Here is a 17389-nt window from a genome sequence, read left to right as displayed (position 1 = left end):
TGTGGGTTGGCGTCCGGGATGCGGAACCGATCGGGGCAGGCGGGGCGGGCGGGTCGCGGGCCGCGCGGTGCGGCGGCGTCGCGTCCGACGGAGGGGGAAGGCACGTAGAAGGCGGCGAACGGCCGGCCTGCGAAGCGACGTGCGATCAAGTAAGGTAAGGCTAACCTAACTTGAAGATCGTGAGCAGTCAAATGGATTCCCCGCACACCGTTCTCACCGTTCCGCCCCGGCCCACCGCGACCCGCCCGCCCCGCCTGCCCCGGCCGCACCCCGTACCGCGGCTCACCGAGCCGGTCCTCGCGCCGCCCGGGCCGGACGGTGCGGAAGCGTTCTGGAGGGACGTGCGACGCCTGGGCACACCGCTGGTGGGGCCCGATCCACAGGGCGACCCCGAGCACCGGGCGGTGACGTTCCTGTGGCGCGGCACCCCGGCCACCCGGGCCGTCGAGGTGCTGCCGAACAAGCTGGGCGACCCCCGCGACCCGGCGGGCAACCTGATGACACACCTGCCGGGCACGGACGTGTGGCACTGGACCCTGCGGCTCAGGCACGACTGGCGCGGTACGTACGACTTCCACGTCGACGAAGGGGACGTGGAAGCCGCGGACACCGAGGACGGGTACTGGCGCCGGCTGCGGTCCCGGCCCCGCCCCGACCCGTTCAACGACCGCGCCCTGCCGCGCCGCTGGGGCGGCGGGCGGGTGTCGTACGCCGAACTCCCCGCCGCCCCCGACGCGGACGACTGGCGGCCCCGGCCGGACATCGCGCACGGCACCCTCACCGAGCACCGGATGCCGAGCGCCCGGCTGGGCGGAAACCGGCGGGTCTGGCTGTACGCGCCCGCCGGCGAGGCCCCGGCCGACGGGCTCCCGGTGCTGGTGCTGCTGGACGGCGAGCACTGGGGACCCCGGCTCGGCCTCGCCCACCTGCTGGACAACCTCGTCGCCGACGGACGCCTCCCGCCGCTGGCCGCCGTACTGCCGGAGGCCGTGGACGAAGCCACCCGCTGGACGGAACTGAGCTGCCGCCCCGAGTACGTCGCCCACCTCGCGGACGAACTGCTGCCGTGGGCGGCCGGGCACCTGCCCGTCACCGCCGACCCGGCGCGCACCGTCGTCGCCGGGCAGAGCCTGGGCGGGCTCACCGCCGCCTACGCGGCCGCTGCCGCCCCGCACCGCTTCGGCAACGCCCTCGTCCAGTCGGGCTCCTTCTGGTGGCCCGCCGGGGAGGACGCCGAGTGGCTCACCCGGGCGCTCGCCGCCGCGCCCCGGCTGCCGGTGCGGTTCCGGCTCTCCTTCGGCGAGCAGGAGTGGGTGGCGCTGCCCGCCGCCCGCCGGCTGCGCGACACCCTGCGCGAACGGGGGTACCACGACTCCTCCTACCGGGAGTTCAACGGCGGTCACGACTACCTGTGCTGGCGCACCGAGCTGGCCGACGGCCTGGTGGAGCTCCTGGGCCGCTGACCCGGGTCCCCTCGCGCACCGCGCAGGCGGCGGCCCAGCCGGGCGGTACCTCGACGTCGGTGACGCGCAGGCCGGGCAGCGCGGCGGGCCGGGGGCCGGTGCCGAGGTAGCGCCCGCGCAGGGCCTCACCGGAAAGGCCCTCGCCCGTCGCCTTCAGCCACGCCTCCTTGCGGGTCCAGCAGTGCGCGAAGGCGCCGGGGCGGGCCCCCGGCGACAGCCGCGCCAGCTCTTCCCGTTCGGCGCGGTGCAGCGCCCGGGCGGCGTCCTCGGCCGGGCGCGGCCCGGGCACCCGCTCGACGTCGACGCCGACCGGCCGACCGGCCAGGGCCAGCAGGGCGAGGCCGGCGGTGTGCGAGAGGGAGAAGTGCAGGCGGTCACCGGCCGGTCCGGCGACGGCGGGACGGCCGTGCGGCCCGCCGCAGCCGGGGCACGGCAGCCGGGTCAGCGCCACCCCGGCGGGCGGCAGGCCCAGCCGGTCGCCCAGCAGGCGGCGCAGCGTGCCGTGGGCGGCCACGTACAGCGCCCGGTCGGCGGGCCGCCGCAGCGCCGCCGCCCGCCGGCGCTCGACCGGGTCGAGGACGCCCAGGAGGGCGGCGTCCGGCGGTGCGTCCGGGACGGGGACGCGCACCAGCCACAGGGACACGTCTGGCAGCCCGGCCGACCGCACCGCCGTCACCGTGCTCATCCCCGGTCCGCCTCCACCACGCGCAGGCACGCCGCGTGCGGGGCCGGGCCGAACCGGGCCGTCCAGCCGGCCGGCACCGCACGCCAGACCGGCCACAGGGACCGCTGCCCGTCCGCGTTCTCCAGCACCAGATGGCCGTCCGCGCCGTCGTCGCACGGGGCGTCGAAGGGTCCGGTGGTGTCGGCGCTCATGCGTCCAGCTCCTTCAGCCGGGCGGCCAGCACCGCCGCGATGTCGTCGAGGTAGCGGTCCCGCATCAGCTGCGGGTGGGTGCACGGCAGATCCAGGTTGACGATCCGCCCGGTCACGTACGGCCGCCACGCCTCCCGGGTCAGCCAGTCCTCCGCGCGGGGCGCGGCGGCGGTGAAGAACAGCATGTCGCCGTCGTAGACGCGGTGGTCGTGCTCGCGCATCATCCGGGCGTGGTTGGGGACGATGTCGACGATCCGGGACAGGGTGCGGTCGGTGAGCCCGGCCAGCGGGCTGCCGGCCGCGCGCAGCGTGGCGAGCACGTCCTCGCGGGTGCGCTCGGTGGTGCGGTCGAAGCCCGCCATGCGCAGCACCGCGGTGAGCGCGTCGCCCTCCTCGGGCGCGGGCCGCTCCCGCCACTGCTCGGACGGGAACGCGTCGAGCAGCGCGAGGAGTTCGACCCGCTCCCCGGCCTCCTGGAGCAGGACGGCCACGGTGTGCGCGAGGACCCCGCCGACCGACCAGCCGACCAGGCGGTACGGGCCGTGCGGCTGGATCTCACGGATGCGCGCCGCGTAGTCCTCGGCCTCCTCCCGGAGCGTGCGCGGCAGTTCCTCGTCGCCCGCCAGCCCGCGGGCCTGGAGGCCGTACACCGGCCGGCCGGGGCCGAGCCGCGCGGTCAGTCCCGCGTAGCACCAGGCCAGGCCGCCCGCCGGATGGATGCCGAACAGCGGGGTGCCCCCGCCCTCGGCGCGCAGCGGCAGGACCACGCCCAGCGCGTCGTCCGAGGCCGGGACGGCGGTGTCCAGCCGGGCGGCCAGCGCGGCGGGCGTCGGCGCCTCGAACAGCGACCCGAGGGTCAGCTCGGTGCCGAACTCCTCCCGGACGCGGCCGACCAGGCGCACGGCGAGCAGCGAGGTGCCGCCCAGATCGAAGAACGCGTCGTCGGGACCGACGCCCGCCGCGCCCAGCACCTCGGCGAACAGCCCGGTCAGCGCCTCCTCGCGGGCCGAGGCGAACGGCCGCGCCCCCGCCCCGCCGGCGAAGACCGGGGCGGGCAGCGCACGGCGGTCCAGCTTGCCGTTGGGCGTGAGCGGGAAGGCGTCCAGCGCCACCACGGCCGCCGGGACCATGTGCTCGGGCAGCTCCCGGGCCAGCGCCGCCCGGACCTCCACCGGATCCGCGCCGCCCGTCACATACGCCACGAGCCGGTCCTCGCGGACCAGCGCGCACGCCGCGTCCACGCCCGGCAGGGCCGTCAGCGCCGCCTCGGTCTCACCCGGTTCGACGCGCTGTCCGCGCAGCTTGACCTGGTGGTCGGTGCGGCCCAGGTACTCGACCTCGCCGTCGGCCGTCCAGCGCGCCAGGTCGCCGGTGCGGTACATCCGGCCGCCCGCCGGGCCGAACGGGTCCGCGACGAACCGGGTCGCGTTCAGCTCCGGCCGGCCCAGATAGCCGTCGGCGAGCTGGACGCCCGCCAGGTACAGCTCGCCCGGCACTCCGGGCGGGCAGGGCTGGAGTGCGGCGTCCAGGACGTACAGGCGGGTGTTCCACACCGGCCGGCCGATCGGCACCGCACCGGAGCGGGCCGGATCGCACGCGTGGTACGTGACGTCCACCGCGGCCTCGGTCGGCCCGTACAGGTTGTGCAGCGCCACCTCCGGCAGGACACGGGCGAAGGCGTGCGCGGCCTGGCGGGGCAGCGCCTCGCCGCTGCAGAACACCCGGCGCAGCGCGCCCGCGCACCCCGCGGCCTCCGGCGCGCCCAGGAACACCTGGAGCATTGACGGCACGAAGTGGCAGGTGGTGACGGCCTGTTCGCGGATCAGCCGGGCCAGGTACACCGGGTCCTTGTGCCCGCCGGGCTCGGCGACCACCAGCGTCGCGCCCTCGCGCAGCGGCCAGAAGAACTCCCACACCGACACGTCGAACGACGACGGCGTCTTCTGCAGCACCCGGTCGGCGGGCGTCAGCCCGTACTCGGCCTGCATCCAGCGCAGCCGGTTGTCGATGGCCCGGTGCGGCACGACGACGCCCTTGGGGCGGCCGGTGGAACCGGAGGTGTAGATGACGTACGCCGGGTGGGCCGGGGTGAGCGCGCGGCCCGGGTCGGTCCGCGCGTACCCGGAGGTGTCGAGCCCGTCCAGCACGACCACGTCGGTGCCGGTGCCCTCCGGGAGCCGGCCGGCGCGGTCGGCGAGCGCGCACACGGGCGCCGCGTCGGCGAGCATGTACGCCAGCCGCGGCGCCGGGTAGTCCGGGTCCAGCGGCAGATAGGCGGCGCCCGCCTTCAGCACCGCCAGCAGCGACACGACCAGCTCCGCCGAGCGCGGCACGGAGACGGCGACGACCGTGCCGGGCCGGGCGCCGCGGGCCTGGAGGTGCCGGGCCAGCCGGTTGGCGCGCGTGTTCAGCTCGGCGTAGGTCAGCGCGGTGTCCCGGAAGACCACCGCGGTGGCGTCCGGGGTGCGGGCGGCCCGCGCCTCGATGGGGCCGATCAGGGTGGTCGGCGGCAGCGCCCGCTCGGTGCGGTTGAACTCCTGGACCACCAGGTCCCGTTCGGCCGGGGTGGCGATCGGGTGGACCGCGAGCGGGGCCCGCGGGTCGGTGCCGGTGAGCCGGTCCACCAGGTGCAGGAACCGCTCCTGGTGCGCGGCGAGACCGGTGTCGTCGTACAGCGCCGGGTTGCCGTCGTGGTCGATGCGCAGGCCCCGGCCGTCGGCCCGGTCGTAGATGTTCACCGTCAGGTCGTCCACCGGGCCCGCGGACAGGTTCCGGGCCCGGGCGGGGGCGCCCGCGAAGTCCACGCCGTAGTCGAACGGCATGACGTTGACGAGCGGACCGGCCAGGGCCCGGCCCTCACCGAGCAGGCCCAGGTCGCGGCAGATGTCCTCGTAGCGGTAGCGCTGGTGGCGGCGGATCTCGCGGATGCCGAGCACCACCTGCCGCACCAGGTCGGCGAAGGCCGTTTCGGGAGTGACGCGCAGCCGCAGCGGCAGCACGTTCATCACCATGCCGGGGACGCGCAGCGCCACCGATCCCATGCGGCCCATCATCGGCAGGCCCAGCACCACGTCGGTACGGGCCGTGGCGCGGGCGGTGTACAGCGCCTGTGCGGCGATCAGCACGTCCGGCCAGGTCGCGCGGAGCCGGCCCGCCAGGTCCTTCAGCCGCCCGGTGGCCTCGGGGGAGAGGTACGCCGTGCGGCGCAGGAACGTGCGGGAGGGCAGCGCGCCGCGCCCGGCCGGCCGGGGCGCCTCGGGACGGTCGCCGAACGCCTGAGACCAGTGCGCGCGGTCCGCCGCGAAGGCCGGCGAGGACCGGTAGGCCACGTCGTCCTCGACGAGCGAGGCCAGCGTGCCGAAGGACCGCGGGGCGGGCCGCTCGCCACGCGCCAGCGCCGAGTAGACCTCGGCGGTGCGGCGCACCAGCAGCGAGTGGCCGTAGCCGTCCATGACGAGGTGGTGGACGCACTGGTACCACAGCCAGCGGTCCTCGCCGACCCGGAACAGGGCGTGCCGGAACAGTGGCCCGGCCGACAGGTCGAACGGCTCGGCCAGGTCGGCGCGCATCCACGCCTCCGCCTCGGCGGGGGTGGCCGGCTCCCGTACGGTCAGCGGCGGTTCGACGTCCGCCGCGATGTGCTGCCGGGGCCCGTCCGGGGTGTCCTCGACACGGACCCGCAGCGCCTCGGCCTCGGCGGCCACCCGGCGCAGCGCCTCGGTGAACAGCGCGGGGTCCAGCGGCCCGTCGATCTCCAGGCACTCGGCGGTGTTCTGCGCGGGGCTGAGCGGATCGAGGGCCTGCGCGAACCACATGCCCGACTGGGCGGCCGTCAGCGGCAGCACCGGCGGGGCCGGTTCCACGGCGGCGGTCATGCCGCCCCCAGCAGCGCGGCCCACGCCTCGATGGCGGGCCGCTCGGCGAGGTCCGCGAAGCCGGCGGTCACGGCGTGCTCGTGGCGCCACCGCTCCAGCAGCGCCATGACGCGGACCGAGTCCAGGCCGTAGTCGACCAGGTTCTCGTCGACGGGTATGTCCGCCGGGTCCTCACCGAGGCAGTCGGCGACATCGGTACGGATCTGTTCGACGGTGAGCGCCATGCCTCAGGCCTCCTGGAGCAGTGTGTCGGTGGTGGTCACGACCGCGCAGCGGCCGGCGGCGTAGCGCAGGGCCATGTCGTGGTCCGCGCGGGAGAAGTCCGCGACCGCGTCCGCGACGACGAAGGCCTGGATGTCCCGCTGCCAGGCGTCGGCGGCGGTCATCAGCACCCCGATGTGCGCGTAGACGCCGGTGATGACGATCTGGTCGCGGCCCTTGTCCCGCATCAGCTCCGCCAGTTCGGTGCGGACGAACGCGCTGTACTTCCATTTGGTCAGCACCGTGTCGCCGTCCGCCGGGGCGACGATGCCGGGCGCGGCGAGCCTCTCCGGGTCGTTGGCGATGCCGGGACCCCAGAAGTCCAGCTGGAGACCGCGCTGTTCGGGTGTCTGGCCGCCGCGCTGGGCGGTGTGGACGACCGGTACGCCGAGCCGGCGGTACTCCTTCAGCAGCCGCGCGGTGTTGGCGAGCATGCCGGTCAGGGGCTGCTCGCCGGCCGGGAAGGCGTCGAGGAAGTGCTGTTGCAGGTCGTGCACGAGCAGGACGGCACGCGCCGGGTCCACGGTCCAGGCCACGCGGCCCGCGGGCAGCTCGTCCGGTGCCGGGAGCGGGTAGGGGGCGATGGCGGGAAGTGCCATGGGGGAGCCTCTCGAAGGGTCAGGACTGTCCGGCGGCGGACCGCAGGTGCTTCTTGCTGGTCTTGCCGACGCCGGTCTGCGGGAAGGCGTCGACGAACTCCACCAGGTCGGGGATCTTGTACGCGGCGATGCCCCGCTCGCGGACGAACCGCTTGAGCGCCACCGGCTTCGGCGGCTCGGCGCCCTCGCGGAGGATGACGTAGGCGAGGGAGCGTTCGCCGAGGTACTCGTCGGGGACGGCGACCACGGACACGTCGTGCACGGCCGGGTGGGCGAGGATGATGTTCTCGACCTCCTCCGGCGCGATCTTCTCGCCGCCCCGGTTGATCTGGTCCTTGGCCCGGCCCTCGACGACGAGGTGGCCGCTGGGCAGGCGGCGCACGATGTCGCCGGTGCGGTAGAAGCCGTCCTCGGTGAACGAGCGGCGGTTGTGCTCGGGGGCCCGCCAGTAGCCGCGGATGGTGTACGGGCCGCGGGTGAGCAGGTGCCCGGACTCGCCCTCCGGTACCTCGTCGTCCTCGTCGTCGACGACGCGTATCTCGTCGTCCGGGGAGATGGGCCGGCCCTGGGTGGTGACGACGGTCTCGGTGTCGTCGTCCAGCCGCGTGTAGTTGACCAGGCCCTCCGCCATGCCGAAGACCTGCATCAGCCGGCACCCGAGCGCGGGCTCCAGCCGGCGGGCCGCCGACTCGCTGAACTTCGCGCCGCCCACCAGGACCAGCTCCAGGCCGGACAGGTCGTGCGCGGTGGCGGGAGCGGCGTCCGTCCACACCAGGGCCAGCGGCGGCACCAGGCCCGTCATGGTGATCCGCTCGCTCTCCACGAGCGGGAACGCGGTCGCCGGGTCGGGCCTCGGGCAGAGCACCACCGTGCCGCCCGCGTACAGCACGCCGAGCCAGCCCGGGGAACTCATCGGGAAGTTGTGCGCGGCGGGCAGCACGACCAGGAACCGGGTGCCGTCGTCCACCCCGCAGATCTCGTTCGAGCCCCGCAGCGAGTACATGTAGTCGTCGTGGGTGCGCGGGATCAGCTTGTTCAGCCCCGTCGTGCCGCCGGACAGCTGGAGGAAGGCCAGCTCGTGCGGCTCGGGCCCGTCGAACGGCCCCGACGGCTCGCACGGCACCTCGCTCAGCGCGGTGTGCCCGCCCGGATCACCGGCCACGAAGACGTGCCTGAGGGACGGCGTCCGCTCCAGCATCAGCGCGGCCAGCTCCCGGTGGTCGTAGCCGGCGTGCCGGTCCGGGACGACGTAGGCGACGGCCTCGGTGAACGAGCAGAAGTGCGCGATCTCCGTCTCGCGGTGCGCGGGCAGCGCGTACACCGGCAGCGCGCCGATCCGGAACAGGGCGAAGACCACCTCGACGAACTCGCCGGTGTTCGGCAACTGCACGACGACCCGGTCGCCCTTGCGGATGCCGCGCGCGAGGAACCCGGCGGCCAGCCGGTCGGCCCGCTCGTCCAGCTCGCGGTACGTCCAGGTACGGCGCTCGGGGGCCGGGTCGACCAGCGCGGTCCGGTCGGGGTGGGCGGCGGCCCGCTCGCGGAGCATGTCACCGAAGGTCTGGCCGCGCCAGTAGCCGGCGGCGCGGTAGCGCTCGGCGAACTCGGGCGGCCAGGTGGGGGCGTCCACCCCGGGGGTGAGGGTCACAGGGAGGCTCCGACGGCGTGCAGGAAGGTACGGAACTTGGCGGCGGTCTCGGCGGTCTCGGCCTCCGGCGTCGACGCGGCCACGACCCCGGCCCCGGCGAACAGGCGCAGGGTGGTGCCCTCGGCCTCGGCGCAGCGGATCGTCACGACCCACTCGCCGTCACCGTCGGCGTCCTGCCAGCCGACCATCCCGGTGTAGGCGCCCCGGTCGAAGGGCTCCGACTCGGCGATCACCCGCCGGGCCAGGTCGGTGGGGGCGCCGCACACGGCGGGCGTGGGGTGCAGCGCGGCCGCCAGGTCGAGCGCGCTGGTGGCGCCGGGGTCGGCCAGTTCGCCGGTGACCGTGGTCGACAGGTGCCACATCGCGGCGGTGCGCACCAGCGTCGGCCGCTCGGGCACCTGAAGGGTGGTGCAGAACGGCGCCAGCGCGTCCCGTACGGCGGCCACCACCACGGTGTGTTCGTGGTGGTCCTTGTCGGACTCCAGCAGCGCGACCGCGCGCCGCACGTCCTCGGCCAGGTCCTCGCTGCGCGGCGCCGAGCCCGCGAGCGGGTTGGCGGTCAGCCGGCCGCCCTGCCGGGCCACCAGCAGTTCCGGGCTGGCGCCGATCAGGGTGCGGCCCGGGCCGCCGGGCACCGCGAAGGTGTAGCCGGACGGGTCGCGGCGGGCCAGCCGGCGCAGCATCGCCGGCAGGTCGGGGGCGCGGTCCGAGGTCAGTTCCAGGCTGCGGGCGAGGACGACCTTGTGGAGCTCGCCGGCCCGCATCCGGGCGACCGCCGCCGCGACGGCGGCGCCGTACCGCTCGGGCGGGGGCACCTCCTCGATCCGCCAGCGGGGCCGGTCCTCGTCGTCCGGCACCGGCAGCGCGACCAGCGGGTCCTCGCGCAGCGGCGGCGCCCAGTGCACCGCGTCCGGCACCGCCAGCGCGGCCGGGCCGTCGGGGGCGAAGGGCAGCGCGCCGACGACGACCGGCGCCGTGGCCCCGGGCCGGCGCAGCCCGTCGAGGGTCTCGCGAACCCGTACGGCCGGCGGGCGGGAGTCGTCGGGTATGACGGCGGCGGTGCCGCGGCCCAGCAGCGTCCGGTGGGGGGTGGCCACGAACCGGTCGGTGGCCGGACGGTACGCGTCGAGCAGGGAGGTGGCCGCGCCGGGGGAGACCGGCGCGAACGCGGTGGGTGCGGGCAGGGAAACGGACATCTCAGTCTCCAGTGAGGGAGGGGCCGGGCCGGGGTGCGGTCAGGCCCGCAGGGTGGCGCCGCCGTCGACGTACAGGTCGTGCATCGTGATGTGCCGGGCCCGGTCGGAGGCCAGGAAGACGACGGCGTCGGCGATGTCGGCGGGGTCGGCGATCCGGCCGAGCGGGATGCCGGTGCGGTAGGACGCCGGGTCCCCCTCGATCACCCGTCGCGCCGAGGACTCCTCGTCGCCCCCGGCCCACAGGGCGCGCTGCATGTCGGTCAGGGTCGAGCCGGGGGAGACCGTGTTGCAGCGCACGCCCTGCCGGGCGACCTCCAGGCCGAGGCACTTGGTGAACATCACCGCGGCCGCCTTGGAGGCGGCGTACGCGGCGAGGTTCGCGCGCGGGACGCCGGCCGCGTTGGAGGCGACGGTGACGATGCTGCCCCGGCCGCGTCCGGTCATCCGGCGGGCGACGGCGCGGGAGACGTGGAAGACGCCGGTGGAGTTGACCGCGAAGTGCGCCGCCCAGTCCTCGTCGGTGAGTTCGGTGACCGGTGCGTCGCGCAGGACGCCGGCGACGTTCACGGCCACGTCCAGCGGGCCGAGGCCGTCCTCGGTCTCGGCGACCAGCGCCTCCACGGCGGCGGCGTCGGTGACGTCCAGGGTCCGGGCGGTGACCCGCTCCCCGGGCGCCGCCGCGTCGCCGAAGGCGAGGTCCGCGGCGACCACCCGGGCGCCCTCCGCGACGAGGGCCGCGACCACCGCCGCGCCGATGCCCCGGCCGGCCCCCGTCACGAGGGCGAGGCGGCCGTCGAGACCGGTGGCGCTCATGAGGCGAGCGCCTTCGTCAGGTCGTCCAGGACGATCCGCGCGGCGAGCGGACCGCCGGCGCTGTTCCAGGCGGAGCCCTGGACGACGATGACGTGACCGTTCCGCTCGGCCTTCAGCCTGCCGAAGTTGGGGACCTTCTTCGCCTCGGCGTACGCCTTCTCGCCGTCGGCCTTGTCGCCGAGGGTGCCGAGGACCAGCCAGTCGGCGTCGATGGCGGACAGCTTCTCCAGGCTCACCGGCTCGCTGTGGCCGCTGCCCACGCCCCGCTGCGCCTCGGGCCGGCCGAGGCCCAGGTCCGAGAGGGTGGAGCCGACGTGACCCACGCCGCGGCCGACCGCCGACGGGGCGCCGTTCTGCCAGCGGACCACGCTGACCGACGCGCCCGCGTTGCCGCCGAGCCTCTTCTTGGCGGCGGCCAGGTCCGCGTCGAAGCCGCTGATGATCTTCTGGGCCTCGGACTCCTTGTTCAGGGCGCCGGCCGTGGCCGTGAACGCCTTCTTCCAGTCCTCGTTGAGCTTGGCGGTGACCACCGTCGGGGCGATCGACTCCAGCTTGGAGACCTGTGTCTTCACGGCCGTCGTCTCGTCGAGCAGGATCAGGTCGGGCCGGAGCGCGGCGACCTTCTCCATGTCGGCCTCGGCGACCGTGGCGACCACCTGTGCGGCGCCCGCCTTGCCGGCGAGGTAGGTGGAGACGCCCTTCTGCCCGCGGCCCGCGGTGGCGCCGACCGGCTCGACACCGAGCGCCAGGGCGGCGTCCAGGGTGGGCTCGCTCAGCGTCACGACCTTCTTGGGGGCGGACGGCACGTCCACGTCGCGGCCCGTGGCGTCGGTGAGGTGACGGGTGCCCGGCTCCTTGCCGCTCGCGCCGTCACCGCCGTCGCCGTCGTCGCTTCCGCAGCCGGTGAGGAGGACGGCTCCGGTCAGTACCGCGGCGGCGGAGGTCAGGAGGGTTCTGCGGGGGGAACGTCGGGTGGACATGGAAGGAGAACTCCTGAGTCGAGGGTGAGGGGTGGGACATGGTTCCCGGTCCCCGGCCGGTGGGCCGGGGACCGGGGAACGGGCGGGCCGGGGGCTCAGCCGGCCAGCAGCCGGGCCAGGCCGTCGGCCAGCGCGCCGTGCCAGCAGGCGTAGTCGTGGCCGCCGTTGAAGGCGTCGAAGGTCACCCGGTGGCCGCCCGCGCGCAGGGTGTCGTACAGGGCGCGGGCGTGGTCGGCCATGGCGCCCTCGTGCAGCCCCACGTCCAGGTGGACGGTCAGGGGGCGTGGCGGTTCGGCCTTGAAGCGGGTGACGAGCCACGGGTCGCCGTGCACGGGGGGTTTGGGGCCGGGCGGGGACGGCAGCCCCGGCCGCCACCACAGGGAGGGCGACTGGGCCAGGACGTTGCCGAACCGGTCGGGCCGCAGGTATCCGGCGTACAGGGCGGTCATGCCGCCGAGGCTCTGCCCGGCGACCACCGTCCGGCGCGGGTCGGTGGTGATCGGCCAGCGGCCCGCCGCCCAGGGCAGCAGGACGTCGGCCAGGAAGGTGACGAACGGTTCCCGGGCGCCGAGGTCGCGCCAACGGGCGGTCCGGTCCACGGCGTCCGGCGCGAGGACGGCCAGAGGCGGCAACGCCCCGTCGGCGATCATCGCGTCGAGCGTGTCGGCGAGGCCGAGCCGCCCGAACCACATGTCGCCGTCGCAGACCACGGCCACCGGCAGCGGTGTTCCGTCCCGGCGTCCGGTTCCCGGCGGCAGGTAGACCCAGGCGTCCCGGTCACCGGCCGGGGCCGCGGCCGTCACCCGGTGGCGTTCGACCCGCCCGGCCGGCACGGTGCCCCGGCGGCCGGACCACGGCTGGGCCGGGGCGTCCGGCAGCGCGAAGACCGAACTGTCGGCGGACTGCCAACGGGTCGCGATTCTACGGGGGTTGAGCGGGTCGGCCGCGGCGTGCGCGGCGAGCGAGCGCAACCGCCGCTGGAGGGCGTCCGGGTCGGCCGGCGGCTCGCGCAGCGAGATGTCGGCGGCCAGCCGGTACGAGCCCCGGTGGTCGGCGCGCAGCCGCAGCCCCAGGTGCCAGACGTCGGTCCCAGGGACCCGCTCCAGGAGCGAATCGGCGAGCCGGGCCCGGTCGGTGATGCGGTTGCCGCTGAACAGCACCTGCCGGGTGGCGCGGTGGCCCCGCCACAGGAAGGTGACCGCGCGATGCCGAGGATCACCGTCGATCTCCTCGACCAGCGGAGTGCCCGAACGTTCCGCCGCGCGCCAGAACTCGGCGGCCGACGCGGCGCGGCGGGCCGCGTCCGCCCCGGCCGTCTCCGCCAGCAGGCGGGCGACGCGCGGGCCGGTGACCCGCACCGGACGGACGTCCGACGCTGTGACATTCGGGGCGGAACTGGACAGGCTGGTCATCGGTGTTCTCCGTGAACCGCGGTGTGGGCGCGCAGGAGCGACCGGTTGTCGACGTGATCGTCAACAACCCTGGTTAGGTTAGCCTAAGCTAAGCACATGTCCATTGGAATGTGTGCACACCATCGGCCGAAAACGGTGTCCGCCCCCCGGCGCCGGCCCCGGTGCCGGGCCCGCGCGGCGGCGGCCTCATGAGCGCCGCCACCGCGTCCGCCCCGCCGCCGGACACGGCCCCGGACGCGGCACCCGGCTCCCGGGCCGCGCGCACCCGGGCCGCGCTGCGCCCGGCCGGTCTGCTCCTCGGACTCGTGCTGCTGGCGGCGGCCGCCGCCCTGTCACTGGCCGTGGGCACCAAGGCAATCCCCCTCGACCAGGTCTGGTCCGGCCTGTTCACCCCGTCGGGCACCGAGAACGACGCGATCGTGCGGGACTTGAGACTGCCGCGCACGCTGATCGGCGTCGCGGTCGGCGCGGCCCTGGGCCTGGGCGGCGCGATCATGCAGACCCTGACCCGCAACCCGCTCGCCGACCCCGGTCTGCTCGGCGTCAACGCGGGCGCCTCCGCGGCCGTGGTCACCGCGATCGGCGTCCTGGGCATCACCTCGTTCACCGGATACCTGTGGTTCGCCTTGACCGGCGCGGCCGTCGCCGCCACCGCCGTACACGCCCTCGGCGGCGGCCGGTGGGCCACCCCGGTCCGGCTCGCGCTCGCCGGAACCGCCGTCAACGCGGCCCTGTTCGGCTACGTCAACGGCCTCTCGCTGTGGCACCTGAGCACCCTGGACGAGATGCGGTACTGGTCGGTCGGCACCCTCGCGGGGCGCGACGCGTCCCTCCTGCTCACCGTGGCACCGCTGCTGCTGGCCGGCGCGCTGCTCGCCGTCGCGCTGGCCCGGCCGCTCGGCGCGATCGCGCTCGGCGAGGACCACGCGCAGGCGCTCGGCACGCGAGTGCGGCGGGTACGGGTGCTCTCCGTCGTCGCCATCACCCTGCTGTGCGGCGGCGCGACCGCCGTGTGCGGCCCGATCGCCTTCATCGGCCTGATGATCCCGCACGCCGCCCGCGCCTTCTGCGGCCCCGACCCGCGCTGGCTCATGCCGTACTGCGCGGTGTTCGCCCCGGTGCTCCTGCTCGTCTCGGACGTCGTCGGACGGGTCGTCGTCCCGCCGTCGGAGATCGAGGTCGGCACCGTCACCGCGTTCCTCGGCGGACTCCTCTTCATCCATCTGGTGCGGCAGCGGAAGGTGGCCCAGTTGTGACTTGGGTGCGGGAAGAGAAGCGCCCGGCCGTCCACGTCGATCCGCGGCGCGGGCTGCTGCGCACGGGGCGCTGGTCGCTGCGGTACGACCCCCGGGCGGTCCTGGTCTGCGTGCTGCTGGCCGCGCTGGCCGCCCTCGCGATGGTCCTCGCCCTCGGCACCGGGACGTACGCGCTGTCCCCGGCCGAGGTGGTGCGTACCCTCTTCGGCGACGGGCCGCCGGGCGCCGGGTTCGTGGTCCTCGACCTCCGGCTGCCGCGCGCCCTGGTCGCCGCGCTGGTCGGGTTCGGGATGGGCATGGCGGGCGCGGTGTTCCAGTCGCTCACCCGCAACCCGCTCGGCAGCCCCGACGTCATCGGCTTCGGCAACGGCGCCTCCGCGGGCGCGCTCGTCGCCATCATCGTGCTGGACGCGGGCACCACGCAGACGGCCGTCGGCGCCGTGACCGGCGGCTGCGCCACGGCCGCGGCGGTCTACCTGCTGGCCTGGAAGCGGGGGGTGCACGGCTACCGGCTGGTGCTCGTCGGCATCGGCGCCTCCGCGGTGCTGGGCGCGGTCACCAACTTCCTGTACCTGCGCGCCGACATCGGCAAGGCGGCGCAGGCGGCGAGCTGGACGATCGGCTCGCTCAACGCCCGGGACTGGAGCGACGTCACCGTCGCCGCGCTCGGCGTGGGCCTGCTCGGGCCGGTCGTCCTGGGATACGCCCGGCGCCTGACCATGCTGGAGATGGGCGACGACACCGCCGCCGCGCTGGGCGTTCCGCCGGAGCGCAGCCGCCTGGTCCTGCTGAGCGCCGGCACGGGACTGACGGCGCTGGCCGTCGCGGCGGCCGGGCCGGTCCCGTTCGTGGCCATGGCCGCGCCGCAGCTCGCGCGCCGGATGACCCGCGCGGCCGGCCCCAACGTCCTGCCCGCCGCCTGGACGGGCGCCCTCCTGCTCACCGCGGCCGACCTCGCCACGCAACGCCTGACCGGCTCGGCCCTGCTCCCGGTCGGCGTCCTGACCGGCGTGGCCGGCGGCGCGTACCTGGCGTGGCTCCTGCGGGGCGAGCGGAGGGGGGCACGGCTCTGAGGGCGGGGACGGGCGGCACGTTCGAGCAGCGGCCGGACGTGCCGCACGCCTGGCTGGTGGAGGATCAGCCCGGAGACCGGGCGCGCCCGCTGGGCCGGGAGCGCCCGCCCCCGATGCTCGACGGCCGTCGGGCGCGGCCGGTCGGCCTCGGCGGGAGTGGCTCAGTACGGCTTCGGTGCCGGGGGCACGACCGTGAAGGTGTAGCCGTTGCCGGGACCGGAGAAGGCCAGGCTGAGCGCCGGCCCGAAGAGTCCGCAGCCGGTCAGGGAGGGGAAGGCGGTCGTTCCGGAGAACGTCAGCCCGCCGCCGCCGAGCGCGGCGACCGGTCCCTCGAAGTCCAGCGCGAACTCGACGGGTTCGGCGGTCCGGCAGCCGACCGGGATGTGGACTCCCAGCTCACCGGCGGACACGATCTCCACGGTGGCGAGCGCCTTGCCGTGGACGGCCAGCCGCCCCGCGTCGTCCAGCGAGACGGTGCCGCTCGTCCCCTCCGACGTCAGCCCGATGCGCGCCTGCACCGGCAGCCCGACCACCCGCAGGTGTTCCAGGAACGTCGGCACGGCGAGGGAGCCGTCGAGCCGCCGGGCCGTCAGGTCGGTGTCCGCCGTGAAGGTGGACCCCTCCGGCATGAGCACGGTCTCGCCCAGCGTTTTGAGCTGGAGGCCGCCCTTGAGCAGCCACTTGTTCAGCGAGACGACGAAGTCGCCGCCGCCGGGGTTGGCCGTGGAGCGGGGCGGCGGAAGGATGTTCAGGCAGTCGCCGACGAGCTGCGGCTTGCCGTCGAACCGGTCGGTGAGCCACTTGGTGACGTGCGGCGCTGCCTGGAACTGGGTGGCGATGTGCTCGCTCGGGTAGACGTCGAACTTCACTGCCGTGCCGCGCGAGCAGTAGCGCTTCTTCAGGCTGATCGCCTGGTCGAGCGGCAGGATCTCGTCCGCCTGCCCGTGGTACTGGTACACCGGTGCCTGGATCTTCGTGCCGCCCAGGTCCTGCTCGCCCAGCACCTCCCCCACGGACCCGATCGCCATCAGCTCGTCCAGCGTGCGGCCGCCCGCCGTGTACTGCTTGATGTCGTCGTTGATGTAGTCGAAGAGCGTCTCGAAGACGCACTTGCCCTTCGCGTCCGCGACGGCCGCCCGCCCCGCGTCGTTGACCAGTTCCTCGAAGGGAATCTTGTCCGGGTACTCGGCCGCGAGCCCCACGACCCCCTGGAGCAGGAAGGAGGCGCCGGTGCTGCCGTTGAGGTAGCGCGCCGACGCCTTGAAGTCGCCCGGCACGCCGCCCGCGACCACACCGGCCAGGTTCAGCGACGAGGCGTACGACGGTTCGAGCTGACCGGCCCAGCCGGCCGACTGCCCGCCCTGCGAGTAGCCCCAGACCGCCGTCATCGCGCTGCCGCTCAGCCCGCTCCCCGGCACCTGGAACGCGGCGAGCGCCGAGTCCAGCACCGCCTGCCCCTGGGACCGGCCCGCCAGGTACGTCGGTGTCCGCCCGGCCCCGTATCCGGCGTAGTCGGTGACGACCACGGCCCAGTTCTTCTTCAGCAGCGCCACGATGTTCGCCGTCTCGTAGTCCGTTCCCGCCGCGAGCTGCGCGGACGGCGCGCACTTCGACGCCAGCCCGTGCGTCCCGGGCGCGTACGCGACCAGCGGCCGCGCCGAGCCGCCGGACCAGGCGGTGGCGGGTACGAGGACCGTCCCGGTGACGGTGTTCGCGCCGCCTCGTGAGTCGGTCGACGCGTACGAGATGTGCCAGGCGTTCACGGCGGGTGCCCCGGTGCCCAGCTGCACGGCCGCCGGGGCGGACGTCAGCAGGGTGCCGTGGGCGGGCGCGGCGGCAGCGGCCGAGCCGGTCGTCACGGGCAGGGCGGCGATACCGGCGGCGGCCAGCGCCAGGGGTAACGCTCTTGCCGTCAGCTTTCTGACCAGGCGTTTCAC

General features: G+C 75.3%; 14 protein-coding genes. 3 read left to right on the top strand and 11 right to left on the bottom strand.

Translation table 11 applies throughout. The features are described 5' to 3' along the window. Positions 1–191 precede the first annotated feature (191 nt). Complete coding sequence (gene fes, locus ACSURM_RS05880; protein ID WP_436960943.1) at positions 192–1463, top strand: enterochelin esterase; 1272 nt, start codon at positions 192–194, stop codon at positions 1461–1463. On the opposite strand, the gene ACSURM_RS05875 is transcribed toward fes (ACSURM_RS05880), so the two are convergent. The 10 genes from ACSURM_RS05875 to fes (ACSURM_RS05830) all read right to left on the bottom strand — a co-directional run bounded on the left by ACSURM_RS05875 (position 1390) and on the right by fes (ACSURM_RS05830) (position 13123). Next, on the bottom strand, positions 1390–2148 hold the full coding sequence (locus ACSURM_RS05875; protein ID WP_436953885.1) for a 4'-phosphopantetheinyl transferase family protein: 759 nt from the start codon (positions 2146–2148) through the stop codon (positions 1390–1392). The genes fes (ACSURM_RS05880) and ACSURM_RS05875 overlap by 74 nt on opposite strands. Next, positions 2145–2339: an MbtH family NRPS accessory protein gene (locus tag ACSURM_RS05870; RefSeq protein WP_436953884.1), complete on the bottom strand. Its 195-nt coding sequence runs from the start codon at positions 2337–2339 to the stop codon at positions 2145–2147. The genes ACSURM_RS05875 and ACSURM_RS05870 overlap by 4 nt, the downstream gene beginning before the upstream one ends. Then, positions 2336–6214: an amino acid adenylation domain-containing protein gene (locus ACSURM_RS05865; RefSeq protein WP_436953883.1), complete on the bottom strand. Its 3879-nt coding sequence runs from the start codon at positions 6212–6214 to the stop codon at positions 2336–2338. Before ACSURM_RS05865 ends, ACSURM_RS05870 begins: the two co-directional genes overlap by 4 nt. Beyond that, entirely contained in the window at positions 6211–6438 is a 228-nt protein-coding gene (locus ACSURM_RS05860; RefSeq protein WP_359042740.1) for a phosphopantetheine-binding protein, read from the bottom strand. Before ACSURM_RS05860 ends, ACSURM_RS05865 begins: the two co-directional genes overlap by 4 nt. 3 nt (positions 6439–6441) lie before the next feature. Beyond that, positions 6442–7074 carry an isochorismatase family protein gene (locus ACSURM_RS05855; RefSeq protein ID WP_436953882.1) on the bottom strand — a complete coding sequence of 211 codons (633 nt, stop codon included), beginning with the start codon at positions 7072–7074 and terminating at the stop codon, positions 6442–6444. A 19-nt stretch (positions 7075–7093) separates the two neighbouring features. Next, on the bottom strand, positions 7094–8722 hold the full coding sequence (locus ACSURM_RS05850) for a (2,3-dihydroxybenzoyl)adenylate synthase (RefSeq protein WP_436953881.1): 1629 nt from the start codon (positions 8720–8722) through the stop codon (positions 7094–7096). Next, on the bottom strand, positions 8719–9918 hold the full coding sequence (locus ACSURM_RS05845) for an isochorismate synthase (protein ID WP_436953880.1): 1200 nt from the start codon (positions 9916–9918) through the stop codon (positions 8719–8721). The genes ACSURM_RS05850 and ACSURM_RS05845 overlap by 4 nt, the downstream gene beginning before the upstream one ends. Positions 9919–9957: 39 nt before the next feature. Beyond that, positions 9958–10731: a 2,3-dihydro-2,3-dihydroxybenzoate dehydrogenase gene (locus tag ACSURM_RS05840; protein WP_436953879.1), complete on the bottom strand. Its 774-nt coding sequence runs from the start codon at positions 10729–10731 to the stop codon at positions 9958–9960. Beyond that, positions 10728–11711: an ABC transporter substrate-binding protein gene (locus ACSURM_RS05835; RefSeq protein ID WP_436953878.1), complete on the bottom strand. Its 984-nt coding sequence runs from the start codon at positions 11709–11711 to the stop codon at positions 10728–10730. The genes ACSURM_RS05840 and ACSURM_RS05835 overlap by 4 nt, the downstream gene beginning before the upstream one ends. A gap of 95 nt (positions 11712–11806) precedes the next feature. Continuing rightward, positions 11807–13123, bottom strand: coding sequence for an enterochelin esterase (fes, locus tag ACSURM_RS05830; protein WP_436953877.1), 1317 nt, complete (start codon positions 13121–13123; stop codon positions 11807–11809). Between the two features lie 188 nt (positions 13124–13311). On the opposite strand from fes (ACSURM_RS05830), the gene ACSURM_RS05825 reads away from it, so the two are divergent. Continuing rightward, positions 13312–14379 carry a FecCD family ABC transporter permease gene (locus ACSURM_RS05825; protein WP_436953876.1) on the top strand — a complete coding sequence of 356 codons (1068 nt, stop codon included), beginning with the start codon at positions 13312–13314 and terminating at the stop codon, positions 14377–14379. Then, positions 14376–15452 (top strand): FecCD family ABC transporter permease, encoded by a 1077-nt coding sequence (locus ACSURM_RS05820; protein WP_436953875.1) that lies wholly within the window; start codon positions 14376–14378, stop codon positions 15450–15452. Before ACSURM_RS05825 ends, ACSURM_RS05820 begins: the two co-directional genes overlap by 4 nt. A gap of 161 nt (positions 15453–15613) precedes the next feature. Here the strand turns inward: ACSURM_RS05820 and ACSURM_RS05815 are convergent, their stop codons facing one another. Further along, positions 15614–17389, bottom strand: coding sequence for a lipase family protein (locus ACSURM_RS05815; RefSeq protein ID WP_436953874.1), 1776 nt, complete (start codon positions 17387–17389; stop codon positions 15614–15616).

The sequence above is a fragment of the Streptomyces sp. SudanB182_2057 genome, assembly GCF_964272715.1.
Classification (GTDB): Bacteria; Actinomycetota; Actinomycetes; order Streptomycetales; family Streptomycetaceae; genus Streptomyces; species Streptomyces rubradiris.
This window is presented reverse-complemented; position numbering and strand designations above follow the sequence as displayed.